General features: G+C 62.0%; 15 protein-coding genes. 6 read left to right on the top strand and 9 right to left on the bottom strand.

What is annotated here, in order from left to right; translation table 11 throughout:
• Positions 1 to 38: 38 nt before the first annotated feature.
• The 6 genes from uvrY to H7R73_RS08645 all read right to left on the bottom strand — a co-directional run bounded on the left by uvrY (position 39) and on the right by H7R73_RS08645 (position 7,091).
• Positions 39 to 683 carry a UvrY/SirA/GacA family response regulator transcription factor gene (gene uvrY, locus H7R73_RS08670; RefSeq protein WP_010675231.1) on the bottom strand — a complete coding sequence of 215 codons (645 nt, stop codon included), beginning with the start codon at positions 681 to 683 and terminating at the stop codon, positions 39 to 41.
• A gap of 210 nt (positions 684 to 893) precedes the next feature.
• Entirely contained in the window at positions 894 to 1,655 is a 762-nt protein-coding gene (gene kdsB / locus H7R73_RS08665) for a 3-deoxy-manno-octulosonate cytidylyltransferase (protein ID WP_103260399.1), read from the bottom strand.
• Complete coding sequence (locus tag H7R73_RS08660) at positions 1,652 to 1,849, bottom strand: Trm112 family protein (protein ID WP_010675233.1); 198 nt, start codon at positions 1,847 to 1,849, stop codon at positions 1,652 to 1,654. Before H7R73_RS08660 ends, kdsB begins: the two co-directional genes overlap by 4 nt.
• Positions 1,850 to 1,960: 111 nt before the next feature.
• The gene (gene lpxK / locus H7R73_RS08655; RefSeq protein WP_103260400.1) at positions 1,961 to 2,959 is read right to left on the bottom strand and encodes a tetraacyldisaccharide 4'-kinase; all 999 of its coding nucleotides are present in this window, start codon (positions 2,957 to 2,959) and stop codon (positions 1,961 to 1,963) included.
• Complete coding sequence (gene msbA, locus H7R73_RS08650; protein ID WP_103260401.1) at positions 2,959 to 4,728, bottom strand: lipid A ABC transporter ATP-binding protein/permease MsbA; 1,770 nt, start codon at positions 4,726 to 4,728, stop codon at positions 2,959 to 2,961. The genes lpxK and msbA overlap by 1 nt, the downstream gene beginning before the upstream one ends.
• Positions 4,729 to 4,862: 134 nt before the next feature.
• Positions 4,863 to 7,091, bottom strand: a complete 2,229-nt coding sequence (locus H7R73_RS08645) for a DNA internalization-related competence protein ComEC/Rec2 (protein ID WP_182951653.1) — start codon at positions 7,089 to 7,091, stop codon at positions 4,863 to 4,865.
• Positions 7,092 to 7,119: 28 nt separating this feature from the next.
• On the opposite strand from H7R73_RS08645, the gene H7R73_RS08640 reads away from it, so the two are divergent.
• The 3 genes from H7R73_RS08640 to H7R73_RS08630 all read left to right on the top strand — a co-directional run bounded on the left by H7R73_RS08640 (position 7,120) and on the right by H7R73_RS08630 (position 9,747).
• Positions 7,120 to 7,638 (top strand): DUF2062 domain-containing protein, encoded by a 519-nt coding sequence (locus H7R73_RS08640; protein WP_043153874.1) that lies wholly within the window; start codon positions 7,120 to 7,122, stop codon positions 7,636 to 7,638.
• Positions 7,632 to 8,126: a DUF2062 domain-containing protein gene (locus tag H7R73_RS08635; RefSeq protein ID WP_039040273.1), complete on the top strand. Its 495-nt coding sequence runs from the start codon at positions 7,632 to 7,634 to the stop codon at positions 8,124 to 8,126. The genes H7R73_RS08640 and H7R73_RS08635 overlap by 7 nt, the downstream gene beginning before the upstream one ends.
• A 115-nt stretch (positions 8,127 to 8,241) precedes the next feature.
• Entirely contained in the window at positions 8,242 to 9,747 is a 1,506-nt protein-coding gene (locus H7R73_RS08630; protein WP_049636852.1) for a helicase HerA-like domain-containing protein, read from the top strand.
• Positions 9,748 to 9,826: 79 nt separating this feature from the next.
• On the opposite strand, the gene H7R73_RS08625 is transcribed toward H7R73_RS08630, so the two are convergent.
• From H7R73_RS08625 to H7R73_RS08615, 3 genes are all read right to left on the bottom strand, one after another.
• Positions 9,827 to 11,017 carry an amino acid aminotransferase gene (locus H7R73_RS08625; protein ID WP_182951652.1) on the bottom strand — a complete coding sequence of 397 codons (1,191 nt, stop codon included), beginning with the start codon at positions 11,015 to 11,017 and terminating at the stop codon, positions 9,827 to 9,829.
• Between the two features lie 135 nt (positions 11,018 to 11,152).
• Positions 11,153 to 12,094 (bottom strand): hypothetical protein, encoded by a 942-nt coding sequence (locus tag H7R73_RS08620; RefSeq protein ID WP_164882859.1) that lies wholly within the window; start codon positions 12,092 to 12,094, stop codon positions 11,153 to 11,155.
• A gap of 218 nt (positions 12,095 to 12,312) precedes the next feature.
• On the bottom strand, positions 12,313 to 13,386 hold the full coding sequence (locus tag H7R73_RS08615) for a porin (protein ID WP_182951651.1): 1,074 nt from the start codon (positions 13,384 to 13,386) through the stop codon (positions 12,313 to 12,315).
• Between the two features lie 254 nt (positions 13,387 to 13,640).
• Here H7R73_RS08615 and H7R73_RS08610 point away from each other — a divergent pair, with 254 nt between their 5' ends.
• The 3 genes from H7R73_RS08610 (at position 13,641) to H7R73_RS08600 (ending at position 17,656) form a co-directional block, all read left to right on the top strand.
• Positions 13,641 to 15,668, top strand: a complete 2,028-nt coding sequence (locus tag H7R73_RS08610; RefSeq protein WP_182951573.1) for a type I restriction-modification system subunit M — start codon at positions 13,641 to 13,643, stop codon at positions 15,666 to 15,668.
• A complete protein-coding gene (locus H7R73_RS08605; RefSeq protein WP_182951650.1) occupies positions 15,665 to 16,156 on the top strand; it encodes a restriction endonuclease subunit S in 492 nt (163 codons plus the stop codon). Before H7R73_RS08610 ends, H7R73_RS08605 begins: the two co-directional genes overlap by 4 nt.
• 78 nt (positions 16,157 to 16,234) lie before the next feature.
• Positions 16,235 to 17,656 (top strand): IS66-like element ISKpn15 family transposase, encoded by a 1,422-nt coding sequence (locus tag H7R73_RS08600; RefSeq protein WP_043155065.1) that lies wholly within the window; start codon positions 16,235 to 16,237, stop codon positions 17,654 to 17,656.
• Positions 17,657 to 17,669 lie beyond the last annotated feature (13 nt).

Raw genomic sequence — 17,669 nt, 5'->3', positions numbered from 1 at the left:
AGGCGGCCGGTGCCGCCTTTGGTGTCCACACGCCCCCGTTACAGGGTATCGGCATCCAGCATGCCATAACGAATGGCCAGATGGGTCAGCTCCACGTCACCGTTGATCCCCAGCTTGCTGAACAGGCGGTAGCGGTAGCTGTTGACCGTCTTCGGGCTCAGGTTGAGCTGCTCGGAGATGTCGGTCACCTTCTGCCCCTTGGTGATCATCATCATGATCTGCAGCTCCCGCTCGGAGAGGGACTTGAAGGGGTTCTCGTCGGCGGAGGCGAACTGGCTCAGGGCCATCTGCTGGGCGATCTCCGGGGAGATGTAGCGCTGACCGGAGTGAACCAGGCGAATGGCGTGGATCATCTCGTCCGGCGCGGCCCCCTTGGTGAGGTACCCGGCGGCGCCCGCCTGCATCACCTTGGTGGGGAACGGATTTTCTGAATGAATGGTCAGCACTATGATGCGTACATCGGGGCGGATCCGCAGGATCTTGCGGGTCGCTTCCAGACCGCCGATGCCCGGCATGTTCATGTCCATCAGGATCACATCGGGGTGATGTTGCCGACAGAAGGCCACCGCGGTTTCCCCGCTCTGCGCCTCGCCCACCACCTTGATCCCGCGGACGTCTTCCAAAATGCGTCTTATCCCTGTACGCACCAACTCATGATCATCGACCAGGAATACATTAATCACCCAAACACCCCGTTTTTTATCTCGTTATATGCCAGTTAGGGTTAACACGGCGTCTTGCATCATAACCAAACTCGATGATTTGGCAAACCATGGGCGGGAAAAGTTTGAAATTGCTCGTAAAATCCGTTTTAAATCAAATTCTTATACAAAGAATCAATTAAAAAACGGCGCCCTGGGGCGCCGTGTTGCATCAAAGCCGTTCCGCCAGCCTCAACCGGCCAGCAGCGCTCGCACCTTGTCGAGATCGGCCTGGGTGTCCACCCCCACCGGCGGGGCTTGCAGCGCCTGGGCCACGTGGATCTTCTCCCCGTACCAGAGCACCCGCAGCTGCTCCAGGGCTTCGACCTGCTCGAGCACGCTCGGTGCCCAGTCCACGTAACGCTGGATGAAGCCTGCGCGATAGGCGTAGATGCCGATGTGGCGCTGGTAGTGATCGCCAATCTGCTCGCGGCTTTGGGTAAAGCGGTCCCGATCCCAGGGGATGCTGGCGCGACTGAAATAGAGGGCATACCCCTCCCGGTCGGTCACCACCTTGACGGCATTGGGATTGAACGCCTCTTCGGCATCCCTGATCGGCACCGACAGCGTCGCCATGGGCGCGCTGGCCGCGGCCAGGTTGTCCGCCACCTGGCGGATGATGACGGGGGGAATGAGGGGCTCGTCCCCCTGCACGTTGACGATGATGGTGTCGGCGGCAAAGCCGTAGTGACGGCACACCTCGGCCAGACGCTCGGTGCCGGACTGGTGATCCGGTGAGGTCATGCACACCTCGAACCCGGCAGCGGCGGCAAAGGGAGCCAGAGCCTGCTGCACCCGCTCGTCATCGGTGGCGACGATCACCCGATCGGCGCCCGATTGCAGGGCCTTCTCCACCACGTGCTGCACCATGGGCTTGCCGTGAATGTCGGCCAGCGGCTTGCCCGGCAGCCGGGTGGAGGCGTAACGGGCAGGAATGACGACGACGAAACTCATGGCTTCAGCTCTTCCAGCGCCAGGTGACGGGCCCGGTTCTCCAGCAGCACCGGGATCCCCTCCTCCAGGGGATAGGCCAGTCTGTCGAAGCGGCAGATGAGCTCCTGAGGGCCCTCGGCGTGCGCTTGATAGTGCAGTTTCCCCTTGCAGACCGGGCAGGCGATGATGTCGAGCAGTTTAATATCCAGTGCCACAACGAAACTCCTTTAACGATTTCCCACAGGCGATCTTGCCTGGCATGTCAATGTGCAGGGCCAGCCCCCGAGTCCGGGCGCTGGCCGTCTGTTCCAATCCGGTGGCGCCCGTCAGGGCGCCTGGTGCCCGTCCCTTCTTCCGGGCTGCGGGCCCAGGGTGCGCAGCAGCGCCTCCCCCAGGGCATCGGGCAGCTCGGCGCTGACCGGCAGATACCACCAGTTGTCCGGGGCGAAGGGGCGGCACTTGACCGCATCCTTCTCGGTCATCAGCAAGGGGCGCTGGCCGAAGCGGGCCAGCAATTCGGCGGCGTCGAACGCCTGGTGATCCCCGTAGCCGACGCTCTGCACCAGCTCGTAACCAAGGGCGGTCAGGGTGGCGAAGAAACGGGGGGGATGGCCGATGCCCGCCAGGGCATCCACAGGCCCCGAGAGGGGGGCTGTGAGAGGCGCATCGTCGCACACCCGGCGCAGGGTGTCCGGCACCAGGCGCATGGCGTACTCGCCACGGGCGGGTTCGCCGCCGTTGCAGATGATGGCGTCCACCCGCTTGAGGCGCGTCGTGGGCTCGCGCAGCGGCCCCATGGGCAGCAGACAGCCATTGCCAAAGCGGCGCGCCCCGTCCACCACCACCAGTTCGATGTCACGGGCCAGGGCATAGTGCTGCAGGCCGTCGTCGGTGACGATGATGTCCACCTCACCGCCTTGCTCCAGCAACCGCACCGCATCGGCCCGTCTGGGGGCAACCGCCACGGGGCAGCCGCAGCGCCTTGCGATGAGCACGGGCTCATCCCCGGCCTCGGCCGGGGTGCTGCTCTCATCCAGTCGATAGGGGTAATGGGGCGCCTTGCCGCCATAGCCGCGGCTGACCACGCCTGGGCGCCAGCCCCGGGCCTGGAGTTGTTCCACCAGCCAAACCACCACCGGGGTTTTGCCGTTGCCCCCCACCGAGAGATTGCCCACCACCACCACCGGCAGGGTGGCCCGATAGGCGCTGAACCAGCCTCGGCGATACCCCAGACGGCGGACGCCGCTAATCAGGGCAAACAGCAGGGCGAAGGGGGCCAGCCCCCAGCGCCAGAGGCTGTTCCCGTACCAGAGTCTGGCCAGCATCAGCCCTTGTTACCCGTGGCAGTATTACCAAACTGAATGGCCCGCAGCTGGGCATAAGTACCATGCATGTCCATCAGGGTTTGGTGGTTGCCGCGCTCGACGATGTGTCCCTCGTCGATCACCAGGATCTCGTCCGCCTTCTCGATGGTGGAGAGGCGGTGGGCGATCACGAGGGAAGTGCGCGCCTTGCACAGCTCGTCGATGGCCGCCTGGATGTGGCGCTCGGACTCGGTGTCCAGGGCCGAGGTGGCTTCGTCCAGCAACAGCACCGGGGAGTCCCGCAGCAGGGCGCGGGCGATGGCGATGCGCTGGCGCTGGCCGCCGGAGAGGGAGGCGCCGTTCTCGCCGATGACGGTGTCATAGCCTTCCGGCATCTTGCTGACGAAGTCGTCCGCATGGGCGATGCGGGCCGCCTGCTGGATCTCGTCGCGGCTGTACTTCTCTTCCGCCGCGTAGGCGATGTTGTTGGCCACGGAGTCGTTGAAGAGGTGCACGTGCTGGGAGACCAGGGCGTACTGCTTGCGCAGCTCGCTCAGGCGGTATTCGCGGATGTTGACGCCATCCAGCAGGATCTCCCCCTGCTCGATGTCGTAGAAGCGGGTCAGGAGGCTCGCGATGGTGCTCTTGCCGGAGCCGGAACGACCCACCAGGGCCACCGATTTGCCCGCCTCCACCTTGAAGCTGATGTTGCGCAGCGCCGGTGTCTCCTTGGTCGGGTAGGTGAAGGTGACGTTGCGAAACTCGATTTCACCTCGGGCACGTTCCAGGGTGCGGGTGCCGGTGTCCTGCTCCGGGGTGGAGTCCAGCAGACCGAACAGGCTCTGGCAGGCGGTGATGCCGCGCTGGAACTGGTTGTTCACGTCGGTCAGGCTTTTCAGCGGCTTGAGCAGCATCATCATGGAAGTGACCATGACGGTGAAGGTGCCCGCGGTCAGGGTCGCCTTGACGCTGTCGATGGTGGCGACATAGAGGAAGACCGCAAGGGCCACGGAGGCCACCATCTGGACGATGGGGCTGCCGATGGCGTCGGCGGCGACCATCTTCATGGTCTGCTGGCGCATCCGGTTGCTCACCTGGTAGAAGCGCTTGTCCTCCACCTCCTGGCCACCGAACATCAGCACCTCTTTGTGCCCCTTGAGCATCTGCTCGGTGGAGGTGGTGATGTCACCCACCGCCTGCTGGATGTGGCGGCTTATCTTGCGAAAACGTCGGCTGATGATGCTGATGAGGATCCCGACCAGGGGCCCCACCACCAGGAAGATCACCGACAACTGCCAGGAGTGCCAGAACATCAGGCCCAGCAGGCCGATGACGGTGGCCCCTTCCCGCACCAGGGAGACCAGGGTCGAGCTCGCGGCGGACGACACCTGACCGGCGTCATAGGTCACCTTGGAGAGCAGGTTGCCGGTGTTCTGGCGGTCGAAGAAGCTCATGGGCATGGCCATCAGGTGGCTGAACACCTGCTGCTGCAGGCGCATCACCACGTGGTTGCCGACCCAGGCCATGCAGTAGTTGGAGAGGAAGGCGGCGCAGCCGCGCAGAGCCACGATGCCGAGGACGAAGAAGGGCATCCACTTGAGCACGCTGCTGTCGTTGCCGTTGAGCCCCTGATCGATGAGCGGTTTGATGGAGTAGACGAAGGTGGTATCCACGGCCGCGTAACCCAGCATGCCAATGATGCCGCCCACCAGACCCAGCTTGCGATCCCGGACATAACCGAGCAGGCGCTTGAAGACGGTCCAGCTCTCTTGTGAGGTTTCTTGTTGCATGAATAGCCGTTAATAAGGGAAATGACGGGCTATTCTAGCCAAACCTTGGAGCTACACCAAGCGCCGCTGGCGCGATGGCTACAACCCGGGTCACAAATGAAGGCCGCCCCTTGCCGGGCAGGCTCATTGGATCCTCACTCCCTTCCCCATACCTGCGGCTGCCACCAGGGGCCGCCACGCCTGTACCAGGGCCCCTGCTCTCGCTCGGCCCGGATCCTGAGCCCCGCGTCCCCCGGCTCGATCAGGATGGCGCCCGCCTCCCCCGTGACCCACTGCCGCGCCCCCTGGTATCGCGCCACCACCTCGGGGCGGGGAAAGCTCCACTGGTTCATGAAGCCTGCGCTGTGCACCACGAAGGCAGGTTGCACCGCCGCCACGAAGGGGGCCGTGGAGGAGGTGCGACTGCCATGATGCGGGCTCACCAGCAGGGTGCTGGCCAGCCCCGCGCCCTCACCCTCCTCCAGCGCCAGTGCCAGCAGGCGGCGCTCCGCCTGCTGCTCGATGTCGCCGCTCAGCAGCAGCCGATGGCGCCCGTCGTCCAGCTGCACCACGCAACTGTCGTTGTTGCGCCCCGCCCCGGCTGCCAGGGGCCAGAGCATCCGCACATCCAGTCCCTGCCAATGCCACTGCTGACCTCGGCGGCAGGCCTGGGTAGCCGGTGCAAAGGGGAAGGAGGAGAGCTCCCGGCGCACCGCCATGCTCTGCAGCAGAGCCTGCCGGTTGCCCGCGTGATCCCTGTCTCTGTGGCTGATGATCAGGGTGTCGATCACCCGGATGCCGAGCCGGTTGAGCAGGGGCAGGATGGCCGCATCCGCCATGTTGTAGCCCCCGGGGTAGCGATCCCCGGTATCAAACAGGATGGCCCGCTCGCCCCGGGTGACGAGCACCGAGAGCCCCTGCCCCACGTCCAGCACCCGCACCTGCCAGGAAGCGGGAGCAGGCCAGAGGGCGAGCAGCAGGGCCGCCGCCACCGGCCCCCCCAGGGCGCGCCCTCCCGGCAGGTGCCATCCCGTCCACAGCAGGATCAGCAGGGCGCTGGCGGGCATCAGCCAGCCGGGCACCGGCCACCAGAGCTGCAGGCGATCCGCCAGCTGCGTGAGCCCCCACAGCACCCACTCCAGGCCGAAGGCGGAGACCCAGAGCAGGCCGTGGGCCAGCAACGTGGAGAGGGGTGCCACCAGCACGCCGATGAGCGCCAGGGGAATGATGACAAGGCAGAACAGCGGCAGTGCCAGCAGATTGAGCAGAAACGCCAGGGGCGCCATCCCCTCGAACAGCAGCAGTTGCAGGGGCAGCAATCCGAGTAGCAGCAGAAGTTGCAACCGCACCAGGCCAGGGCGATCGTGCAACAGGCTCGCCAGCAACAGCAGGGCCACCGCCAGAAAAGAGAGCCAGAACCCCGCCGAATAGAGGGCGAGAGGGTCCCACAATGTCAGCACCACAAAGGCCCACAGCCAGATCCGGTGGCTCGGCCAGTCCCGCTTTAGCCAGCGCAGCAGGCTCCACACCAGCACCATGATGAGGGCACGCTCGGTGGCCACCGCAAACCCCGCCAGCCAGCTGTAGGTGGCCGCGAACAGGAGTGACACGCAGATAGCCCCGCGCAGCCCGAACAGCCGCCCGAGCCACCAGCCGAGCACCGCTACCAGAGCGATATGCTGGCCCGAGATGGCGATGATGTGGGTCAGGCCGCTGCCGCGAAAGAGTTCCCACTGGGCATCCGTGATCCCCCCCTGTTCCCCGAAGGTGAGGGCCGCCAGCAGGGGGGCCTGCGCCATCCCCTTCCAGGCGCGACTCGCCGCCGCCAGCCAGCGATCGCGCACACCCGGGGGCACGGCATCCAGGGCGATGACCCGACGCAGGTTGCCGGTGGCGGTGATTCCCTTGCCAAGGAGCAGGCGCCGCCCATCCATCCCCGCTTCGTTGGCCAGGCCATGGGCCGGCTTGAGAGAGGTCACCAGGGTGACGCGGCTGCCGGCAGGCAACGGCGGCAACACCTGATAGGCATTGACCCGCACCAGGGGTGGCACGATGAGGGGGCGATCGTCCAGGGTGTCGAGGCGCAGCAGCAGGCGCGCAAATTTATCCCCCTCTTTCTCTCCCGAAGACTCCGTACTTTGCACGTGTGCGGTTATGATGTGGCTCGTTTTTTTGCCAAGCTGATCCAGCCAGGCAAGCCGGTAGTGCAAATTCACCTGCATCCAGAGGATGCCGAGCAGCAGAAACAGCAGCCGCCAGCAACGACCACCGGCGAGGGGGAGCGCGAGCAGCAGCATCAGGCCACCCCATTCCCATGAAGGCAGCCATGGCCAAAGCAGTGAGGAGCTTGCCCCCAGGGCAAACGACAACAGACGCAGATCCATGGAGCAAGTATTTAGCAAGGTTCAGAACATGCCCAAACGAATCATACAGCGCTGGCTACCCGACCCGGCGGCCCTCAAGGAACACAAGCACTTGCGACTCTTTGGCAAGCTGCTGCTGGATGCTAACCTCTGGCATCTCAACCGGCGCTCCGCCGCCGGTGCCTGTGCGGTCGGCCTCTTCATGGCCTGGGTTCCCCTCCCCTGCCAGATGCTGCTGGCCGCTGGCGGCGCCATCGCCTGCCGGGTCAACCTGCCCCTCTCGGTAGCCTTGGTCTGGCTCTCCAACCCCCTGACCATGCCACCGCTGTTTTATGGCGCCTATCTGGTGGGCTGCCAGTTGCTGGGGCAACCCTCCCAGCACATCGAGATCACCTTCACCTGGGCCTGGCTGGTGTCGGTGTTCGAGACGGTGGCCCCGCCGCTCTTGCTGGGCTCCCTGGTGCTTGCCCTGCTGAGCGCCCTCGTCGGCTATGTCCTGGTTCGCGCGGGCTGGCGCCTGAGCACGGTGCGCCAGTGGCAAAAACGCAAGGTGGCGCGCCCATGCTGAATCGCTGGTTGGCCCGCTTCAAGATTGACCCCGATACCCTGCGCCAACAGAAGTGGTTCGCCCTCTTTGGCGAGCGACTGCTGACCCCCGCCCTCTGGCAAGGGGGAACGCGGGCCCTCTGTGGCGCCGTGGCGGCCGGGCTGTTCGCCAGCTGGGTCCCCATGCCCATGCACTCCCTGGTGGCCGTCGCCCTGGTGCTGGCGTTCAGCTTCAACCTGCCGCTGGCCCTCTTGGCGGTCTGGTTCAACAACCCGCTGACGCTCCCCTTCATGTACCTCTACGCCTATCGTACCGGTTGCCTGGTGCTGAACGAGACGCCAGCCCCCTTCCATCTCACCTGGTCCCTGCACTGGCTGGAGCAGGAGGCAGCCACCCTGGTGCCCCCCTTCCTGCTCGGCAGCCTGCTGCTGGCGGTGCTGAGCGCCGCCGCCGGCGCCTTGCTCACCCTGCTGCTGTTACAACTGGGCAAGCTGACCCGCCCCCGCTAGGTTGCCAGCACGCCGTCCTTGTCTCGGGCGGCGTGCCTTGCCATCGTCTGCCTCTGCCACCACACTCCTTGTAACCCGTTGTTTTTCGACCCCCATTCGAAACAAGGAGCCCACCATGGCCGAACCGCTCACGCTGGCCCATGCCAATGGCAACCCCCTCTCCCTGCTCCCCGCCATGGCCAATCGCCACGGCCTTATCACCGGGGCCACCGGCACCGGCAAGACAGTCACCCTGCAGGTGCTGGCGGAGGGGTTTTCCCGCCTCGGCGTGCCGGTCTTTCTGGCAGACGTGAAGGGGGATCTGAGCGGCCTGGGCGCCGCCGGCACCCCCTCTGCCAAGCTGGATGCCCGTCTGGCCCAGCTCGGCCTTCAGGCACCCGACTTTGCCGCCAGCCCCACCCTGTTCTGGGATCTCTTCGCCGAAGAGGGCCACCCGGTGCGGGCCACCGTCTCCGACATGGGGCCTCTGTTGCTTGCACGCCTGCTCGGCCTCAACGACACCCAAAGCGGGGTGCTGGAGCTGGTGTTCAAGGTGGCGGACGACGAGGGGTTGCTGCTGCTCGATCTGAAAGACCTGCGGGCCATGGTGCAGTTTGCGGGGGAGCACGCCAAGACTCTCACCACCCGCTACGGCAATGTGTCGACCGCCTCCATCGGCGCCATCCTGCGCAACCTCCTCACCCTGGAGAGCGCGGGCGGCGATCACTTCTTCGGCGAGCCCATGCTGGACATCCAGGATCTGATGCAGACCGACGAGGCGGGCCACGGCCATATCAATGTACTGGCCGCCGGCAAGCTCACCCAGTCCAGCCGCCTCTATGCCTGCTTCCTGCTCTGGCTGCTCTCCGAGCTGTTCGAACAGTTGCCCGAGATAGGGGATCCGGAAAAGCCCGTGCTGGTGTTCTTCTTCGACGAGGCCCATCTGCTATTCAAGGATGCGCCCAGGGCACTGCTGGAGAAAATTGAGCTGGTGGTGCGCCTCATCCGCTCCAAGGGGGTGGGCGTCTATTTCGTGACCCAGAGTCCGGCCGACATCCCCGACAGCGTGCTGGGGCAGCTTGGCAACCGGGTGCAGCACGCCCTGCGCGCCTTCACCCCGAGCGATCAGAAGGCGGTACGCATCGCCGCCAACACCCTGCGGGCCAACCCTGCCTTCGACGCCGCCGGAGCCATCACTGAACTGGGGGTCGGGGAGGCGCTCATCTCCCTGCTCGACGAGAAGGGGCGGCCCAGCGTGGTGGAGCGCGCCTTCATCGCGCCCCCGGCCAGCCGCATCGGCCCCCTGAGCGCGGCCGAGCGCCAAGCGCTTATTCAGGGCTCATTGCTCTACGGCAGATACGACACCCAGGAGGACAGGGAGTCCGCGTTCGAGCGGCTTCAGGAAGCATCGCCCGCCGCCGGTGACGAGACCGCTTCCCCACAGACCGACCAGGGCGGCGGTCTGCTGGATGCCTTGAATGGCATCCTGTTCGGTCGCACCGGCCCCCGTGGTGGCCAGCATGACGGGGTGGTGCAGACCGCCGCCAAGAGCGTGGCCCGCACCCTCGGCAACGAGGTGGGACGCCAGCTGATGCGCGGGGTGCTCGGCTCCCTGCTGGGAAGCAGCAAGCGGCGCCGCTGATGCCGGAAAATGAAAAAGCCCGCCGTGTCGGCGGGCTTTTTATGGCTGAAGCAACGCGCTGGGCACAGATGCTTCTCTCTTACAACACCTTGGCGATGGCGTCGCAGAGGGGATCAATGTTGGCGCGGGTGATGCCTGCCACGCTGATCCGGCCGGAGCCGACGATATAGATGGCGAATTCGCTCTTGAGGCGCTCCACCTGATCCTTGGAGAGACCGGAGAAGGAGAACATGCCGTTCTGTTCGCGGATGAAGCTGAAATCCTGGTTCACCCCCCGCTCAGCCAGCTTCTCCACCAGCAGCTCGCGCATCTCGCGAATGCGCACCCGCATGGCGGCCACTTCTTCCACCCACTCCGTATAGAGGGCCGGGTCGCTCACCACGGTGGTGACAACGGCAGCGCCGTGTGATGGCGGGTTGGAGTAGTTGGCACGAATGACGGTCTTCACCTGGGTGAAGGCGACGTCGGCCACCGCCTTGGTCGCGCAGACCAGGGTGAAGGCGCCGACCCGCTCGTTGTAGAGGCCGAAGTTCTTGGAGAAGGAGCTCGCCACCAGCAGCTCGTCGTGGCACTCGGCGAAGATGCGAAGGCCTTCGGCATCCTCTTCGATACCCCGGGCAAAGCCCTGATAGGCGAAGTCAAAGAGCGGCAGCCAGCCGGCGGCGGCACTCTGACTGGCCAGGGCGCGCCACTGCTCGGTGGTCGGGTCGATACCGGTCGGGTTGTGGCAGCAGCCGTGCAGCAGCACCAGATCCCCCGCCTGCGCGTCAGACAGGGAGGCCTGCATGGCGGCGAAGTCGAGTCCCTTGGTTGCGGCGTCGTAGTACTTGTACCACTTGACGGTCAAACCGGCCGCCTGGAACACGCTGACGTGGTTCGCCCAGGTGGGATCGGAGATCCAGATGGTCTTGGCGAGATTGTTGCGTACCACGAACTCGGCGGCGATGCGCAGGGCACCGGTACCGCCCGGCGCCTGCGCCGTCTTGGCGCGGCCGCTGGTCACCAGGGCGGCATCACGGCCGAACAGCAGTTGCTGCACGATGCGGCCGTATTCGATATTGCCTTCGATACCGAGGTAGTTCTTGGTCTTCTCGTCGGTCAAGAGCTTCTGCTCGGCTTGCTTGACGCAGTGAAGGATAGGAGTGGCACCGGTCTCATCCTTGTAGATACCGACCCCCAGATTGATCTTGTGGCTGCGAGTGTCGGCACGGAAGGCTTCGGTCAGGCCCAGGATCGGATCCGCTGGGGCGGCAACAACCTTTTCAAACATGGTATTCCCTGTAGTCCGTTGAGTTCGTTGGCTGGCAAAGTAGGTTGGCAAACAAAAGCGCCCGTCCAGGGAGCACTTCGTCAGCTCTTTATACCACTGCCTTCCATAGGGGAAAACCGCTTTCTCGGCGCCGCCTCAACCAATCCCGTGCCAATCCGGTGCCAGGGCACACACCTCGACCGACAGACCCCGATTCGACTCCACCAGATCATTGCACTGTCCCAGCAGCGCACGGGGGATACGGCTCGGCTCCCAGGGCCGACCATCCCCCAGGGGAGCCCCGTAAGCCGCCTTGATGGGCACCAGATCCCGGGGCAGCCACCAGCTCGCCGGTCTCCCCAACCGCTGGGCCAATGCCAGTACTCTGTCGACCCCGGCCGGATCCAGGGCAGTGAGGTGGCTCCAGAGGGTCTGGGGCGGCAAGGCGGCGATCAGGGGCTCCAGCGTGCCGGGATCCTCGGCGGGATACCAGACCAGCAGAGCGTCGGCGGGCAGTGGCAACTCGGCGAAGGCGCCGATGGCATCGGTCGTGATCACCCGCTGTATCTCCCCCTCTCCCCAGAGGATCTTGCCAAGCTGCGCCAGGGTGCGGGCTGGCAGCGCTACCTCCCCCAGGGTCTGGAGCCAGGGGGCGGCATCCAGCAGGGTGCCGCCGCTGAGAAACAGGCTGAACGGCCGTGCGGCCCGCAGACGAAGGGGCAGATCAGTGCAAAGCCGGATCCCCTTGTCTTCGAAGTCGATCTGCTCGATGGGGCTGAAATGACCCTCCCCCTTGCGATACAGGGCCGCCAGCACCCGCTCGTTGACCCTCTCCCCTAGTTGCCAGCCGTGGGATTGCAGCCACTCCTCGGGTTCCGGCGGGGCACTGGCCATCTTCGCCAGCATCAGCTCCCGGGTCAGATAGCGGTGCCCGGCAGAAGTGAGCGCATAGTGATGATTGCCAAGGGCCAGCAGCAACTGGTTGTCCCGAAGCATGCCGATCAGCGGCTGCCATTGACGACCGCGAACAGCCTGGGGACCGCCGCTCAGCAACTGCTGTGCCAGCGCGCGCCACTCGGGGTGACTGAAATCGATCACACGCATCCTTCCCTGTCGGCAGACCATCCTTCAACGAATTGAATAATCTAGCGATTTACGACGAAGGAGCCAAGGGCGGAAAAGAGACAACGTGACCTGGCGCAGCACCGGACGTCGAAAGGAAGCGAAAGAGGTGAAAGGCAGATAAAACAAAACGGCCAAGCAAGCTTGGCCGTTTCATCAACTCTTTCACGATTCCCTAAGAGAGGGAGCCTTGATTAGAAGTTGTATTGCATACCAACAGTCCACTCGTCATCTTGCTGACTCAGGCCTTGGATTTTGTATTCGGTGTAAGCTTTCAGCTTGGAGTTGAAGGCGTATTCAACACCCATGGAGGTGAAATCTACGGTGTCTTCGTAAGAAGTTACACCTTCCACTTTCGCTTCAGCGAAGTTGTAGCCAGCCAGGAAGGTCCAGGCGTCTACGTTGTAGGAAGCAGCCAGCTCGTAGCCACGCGCCTTGGCATCGTTGAAGCCGTCGAACTTGTAGGTGGATTCGTTATACAGGGCAGCGAAGTAGAAACCCTGATAGGTGTAGCTTGCGGCAACAGCCCAGTCATTCTTGTCGGTCAGATCAGCGCGACTGAAAGTATCGTTTTCGGAAGTGATGGTGAGGCTGGAGGCATCTTCGAAGCTCTTGGACTCGTAACCTGCGGCCAGACCCAGACCAAAGTCGAAGTCATAGGTTGCGCCCAGGGTGTAGCCGTGGTCCATTTTACCTTCAACACCAGACCAGTCAGCGTAGTTCGCATCATAGCTGCCGTTGTTGGTGATGTAGCCACCTTTCAGGCCAAAACCGTTCCACTGACCGTTATAGATAGCCTGACCTTCTTGACGATCATCATAGACGTTGGCCTTGTCACCGTAGTCGTTGAAGATATCGGTCTTGGCGACGGTTGCATTGTAGAAAGCAGTTTCTGTCTGACCAAACAGGAACTGGCCATACTGGGAACCATCGAAGCCAGCATAGATGTGACGAGCCTTCAGCTCACGCTTGTCGCTGCCATAGGAGTTTTCGGAGGCCAGTTGCCACTCAGTTTTGGCAACGCCAGACCAGGTGTCATTCAGAGCCATTTTACCGGACCAGCCCAGACGGGCATAGGTGGTCAGCTCACCATCATTCTTGGAGTAAGAATCTGCGTCTGCATCGTAGGAGTCGTACTCGCCGAAGTACTGGGCATGTACACGACCGTAGATGTCGAAGGTGGTACCGTCTTTGTCATAGATGACGGCAGCGTTAGCTGCGGATGCGAACAGAGCCGGGATAGCAATAGCCAGAATTGTCTTTTTCATAGTTTCCAATGCCTACTGTAATTAAACACTAAGTCCTTGTTATTCCCTGTGTTAGCGATGTTCTTTGCATCACTATGGCGCCGAGACTATCACCGGGTTTTCGAATCCGCAATGAAAAAACGGCTATTTGCATTCTGAGGTAGGATCGCAGATTTAACCTGAAAATGGAATTCAGCCTCTTTTGTGCAAAACATGGTTGACGATCATGTTTAGGTTATAGTACCGTTTCGTGCAAAAAGTGGTTGGAGACCAGAATGAACGACTTTACGGGATCGGCAGCTTCACAGGCTGATTTTATTTGGAAGAACGCGGAAGATCTGTGGGGGGACTTCAAGCATACGGACTTTGGCAAGATCATCTTGCCGTTTACCCTGCTACGCCGTCTGGAGTGTGCGCTGGAGTCGACCCGCGAGGCGGTGAGAGAAGCGCATACCGCCTTCAAGGATGCCGATATTGAGCTGGATACCATTCTGCGTTCTACTGCTAACTACCCTTTCTACAACATCTCTGAATACTCGCTGGCTACGCTTGGTAGCACCAAGACGCGCCGCAATCTGGAAGACTACATCGCCCTGTTTTCGGATAACGCCCGCGCTATTTTCGAGGAGTTTGAGTTTGGCAATACGGTGATCCGACTGGAGAAAGCGGGCTTGCTGTATAAGATTTGCCAGAACTTCGCCAAGATCGACCTGCACCCGGACGTGGTGCCGGATCGGGTGATGAGTAACATCTACGAACACCTGATCCGCCGCTTTGGTGCTGAGGTCAATGAAGGAGCCGAGGACTTCATGACGCCGCGTGACATCGTTCACCTGGCGACCGCATTGCTGCTTGACCCGGATGATGCCCTGTTTGAGGCCAGCCCAGGTTTGATTCGTACCCTGTATGACCCGACCTGCGGCACGGGTGGCTTCCTCACCGATGCTATGAACCATGTGGGGGACTACGGTAACCGCGACAAGATCCCGCCAGTGCTGGTGCCGCACGGGCAGGAGTTGGAGCCGGAAACCCATGCGGTTTGTGTGGCCGGTATGCTGATCCGCCGTTTGGAGTCCGACCCTGGCCGAGATCTGTCGAAGAACATTCGTCAGGGCAGCACGCTGTCCAACGACCAGTTTGCCGGTGAGCGTTTCCACTACTGCCTGTCCAATCCGCCTTTTGGCAAGAAATGGGAGAAGGACAAAAACGCCGTCGAAGCGGAACACAAAAAAGGCGAATTGGGCCGCTTTGGGCCGGGCCTGCCAAAAATCAGCGATGGCTCCATGCTGTTTTTGATGCACCTGGCGAGCAAGCTAGAACTGCCGATCAACGGCGGTGGCCGCGCCGCTATCGTGCTGTCGGGTTCGCCACTGTTTAACGGCGGTGCCGCGTCTGGCGAATCGGAAATCCGCCGTTGGTTGCTGGAAGACGACCTGATTGAAGCCATTGTGGCTCTGCCAACGGATCTGTTCTTCCGCACCAATATCGCCACCTACCTGTGGATTCTGTCCAACAAGAAGCCTCAGGAGCGCAAAGGCAAGGTGCAGTTGATCAACGCCACCGACCTGTGGACTTCAATCCGCAACGAGGGCAACAAGCGCCGTATTGTCAGCGATGAGCAGCGCCGCCAGATTCTGGACATCTACGCAGCAGGCGAAACCGGTGCGCTTTCCCGGATGCTGGACTACCGTACCTTTGGCTACCGCCGTATCAGGGTCCTGCGCCCGCTGCGCATGACCCTAGAGCTGGATAAGGTGGGTATGGAGCGGTTGGAAGCCGAAGCTGCCTGGGAAAAGCTCTCTGACGCGCATCAGACATTCTGGCGCGAAGCCCTCAAGCCGCTGATCGGGCAAACGCAGCCCTATAGCTGGGCAGAAACCTTTGTTAGCAACTCGATCAAGTCCGATGAAGCCAAGCAGCTCAAGGTCAAATCCAACAAGACATTGATCACCGCGCTAATCAACGCCTTTGGTCACAAAGACCCGAAAGCCGAGCCAGTCACGGATTCAAACGGCGAGCTGGTGCCAGACACAGATTTAACTGATTACGAGAACGTCCCCTATCTGGAGGACATCGACGACTACTTTGCCCGCGAAGTGCTTCCTCATGTGCCGGATGCCTGGCTGGATGAGAGCTTTACCGATGCCAGGGATGGTCAATTGGGCCGCGTTGGCTACGAGATCAACTTCAACCGCTTCTTCTACCAGTACCAGCCGCCGCGCAAGCTGCATGATATTGATGAAGACCTGAAGCAAGTAGAAGCCGAGATTGCCGCGCTACTGGCGGAGGTGGCCAGCGAATGAGCCAGTACAGAGCATATCTCGCATATAAGGATTCCGGTATTGAGTGGATTGGGCAGGTGCCGGAGGAATGGAAAACAGGAAAATTAAAGCATCTAGGAACATTGAAAGGAGGTTCTGGATTTCCAACTGATATGCAGGGGCAACCTGATAATGAATTACCATTCTATAAGGTAGGCGATTTATCAAAATCACGAGATAACATCTCGCTGAATGGGTCTTCTAATACAATATCAAGAAAAGACGCTAAGGAGTTGGGTGCGACTGTATTTCCAGAAAACACAATCTCATGGGCAAAAATTGGGGCTGCTTTATTCCTTAATAGAAGAAGGATCTCAAAAACAGCATGTTGTTTAGACAACAACATGACAGGATTTGTTGTTGACTCTAAAAAGGTACCTATTCAGTACGCTTTTTATTTGATGAATGCCATCGATTTTTCGTTCTTTGCTAGGCCGGGAGCAGGTAAGTATTCACCGGAACAGTATTGACACAGGAAAAATGAGACGATCGTCTCTTGATCCCACTTTCCTGCTTGCTTGATCCTGCTCCTTAGATACGCTCCCCCCATGAGCAAAAACACCATGCATTCCGCGGGAATGCCCACCACTCTGGAGCAGGCCAACGAGCTGATTTATAAGCTCCTCGACCGCATCGCCGAGCTGGAGGACCGCCTCAATCAGCACAGCGGCAACTCCTCCAAGCCGCCTTCCAGCGACGGCCCCGGTGCACCGCCGCCGGCCCGCAAGCGTCCGGCGTCCGGCAAGCAACGGGGGGCGCAGCCCGGTCACAAGGGACATCGCCGCGAGCGGCATCCGCTTGATGCCCGCCTGACCCTGGTCCCGCATTACCCTGCCGCCGATTGCGCTTGCTGTGGCGGGGACATGGTGGCCCATGCCAAACCCTATCAGGTTCATCAGGTGTTCGAGCTGCCCGAGGTGAGCTATCTCGTCACCGAACACCAACTGTATCGTGCGACCTGCTCACGGTGTATCGGCACGACCCAGGCCGCACTGCCAGACAACGTCAGCAGCAGCCAGATGGGGGCCAATCTGCTCAGCTACATCGCGCTGCAAAGCGGCCAGTTTCACCAGAGCGTCAGCCAGATACAGCAGCAGCTCAAACAGCATTTCGGCCTGAGTTTTAGCCGGGGCGCCATCAGTGAGGCGCAGGGGCGGGTGAGTGCCATGCTCACCCCGACCTACCAGGCCATCAAGCAGCAGGTGCAGACGGCCACCCACGTTCATGCCGATGAGACCCGGCATCAGCGGGGTGGAGAGCGCCGCTGGATGTGGCTGGCGCTGAGCAAGATAGCCGTCTGCTTCATGACGGCCTATGGCCGTGGTCAGGAGGCGGCCAAGCGGCTGCTGGGCGCCGAGTTTGACGGGGTGCTGGTGACCGACCAGTACGCCGGCTACCGGTTTATCGACGCCGACCAGCGGCAACTGTGCTGGGCCCACGTGGCCCGCAATCTCGCGGCCATCGCCGAGAGTAGCGAGCAGTGCAACCAGCCCATCGGTGCCCGGTTGGTCTTGCTGGCGGATGCGGTGTTTCGTACCCGGCACCGTTGGGAAAGCGGTGCGTTGAGCAAGCAGAAATACCTGCGCAGGCTCGCGCGTTACCGGCAAAGCTGGCGAAGCCAGTTGGAGCGCGGCGCCCTGTTGTGCAGCAAACGCTACCGTGGACGATGCCAGTTGCTGCTGCGGGATGACGAGATGCTGTGGCGGTTTATGACTGACGACGAAATAGCGCTGACCAACAACGAGGCGGAGCGGGCGCTGCGTGGCTATGTGCTCTGGCGCAAGGGTAGCTACGGCGTGTGGTCTCACCGGGGCGAGCTGTTTCGCCAGCGCATCCTGTCGTTGGTGGAGACCGGCAAGCGATTGGGCCGCTGCCCACAGGAGTGGTTGAGGGCCGTGGTCAGGGCGTGCATCGAGAAGACAGATTATCCCATCCCGGCAGAACTGATGCCGTCAACCCCGTCCTGGTGAATAGATACGGGAG

The sequence above is a fragment of the Aeromonas sp. WP2-W18-CRE-05 genome, from assembly GCF_014168615.1.
GTDB classification, from domain to species: Bacteria; Pseudomonadota; Gammaproteobacteria; order Enterobacterales; family Aeromonadaceae; genus Aeromonas; species Aeromonas caviae.
The sequence above is the reverse complement of the archived record's forward strand: the minus strand, read 5'-3'. Positions and strand labels throughout refer to the sequence as shown.

Coding starts and splice junctions, on each gene's coding strand:
- kdsB (WP_103260399.1), bottom strand. CDS start 1,655: ATGAGTTTCGTCGTCGTCATTCCTGCCCGTTACGCCTCCACCCGGCTG.
- H7R73_RS08600 (WP_043155065.1), top strand. CDS start 16,235: ATGAGCAAAAACACCATGCATTCCGCGGGAATGCCCACCACTCTGGAG.
- lpxK (WP_103260400.1), bottom strand. CDS start 2,959: ATGCTGGCCAGACTCTGGTACGGGAACAGCCTCTGGCGCTGGGGGCTG.
- H7R73_RS08605 (WP_182951650.1), top strand. CDS start 15,665: ATGAGCCAGTACAGAGCATATCTCGCATATAAGGATTCCGGTATTGAG.
- H7R73_RS08615 (WP_182951651.1), bottom strand. CDS start 13,386: ATGAAAAAGACAATTCTGGCTATTGCTATCCCGGCTCTGTTCGCATCC.
- H7R73_RS08645 (WP_182951653.1), bottom strand. CDS start 7,091: ATGGATCTGCGTCTGTTGTCGTTTGCCCTGGGGGCAAGCTCCTCACTG.
- H7R73_RS08625 (WP_182951652.1), bottom strand. CDS start 11,017: ATGTTTGAAAAGGTTGTTGCCGCCCCAGCGGATCCGATCCTGGGCCTG.
- H7R73_RS08635 (WP_039040273.1), top strand. CDS start 7,632: ATGCTGAATCGCTGGTTGGCCCGCTTCAAGATTGACCCCGATACCCTG.
- H7R73_RS08640 (WP_043153874.1), top strand. CDS start 7,120: ATGCCCAAACGAATCATACAGCGCTGGCTACCCGACCCGGCGGCCCTC.
- H7R73_RS08610 (WP_182951573.1), top strand. CDS start 13,641: ATGAACGACTTTACGGGATCGGCAGCTTCACAGGCTGATTTTATTTGG.
- H7R73_RS08630 (WP_049636852.1), top strand. CDS start 8,242: ATGGCCGAACCGCTCACGCTGGCCCATGCCAATGGCAACCCCCTCTCC.
- msbA (WP_103260401.1), bottom strand. CDS start 4,728: ATGCAACAAGAAACCTCACAAGAGAGCTGGACCGTCTTCAAGCGCCTG.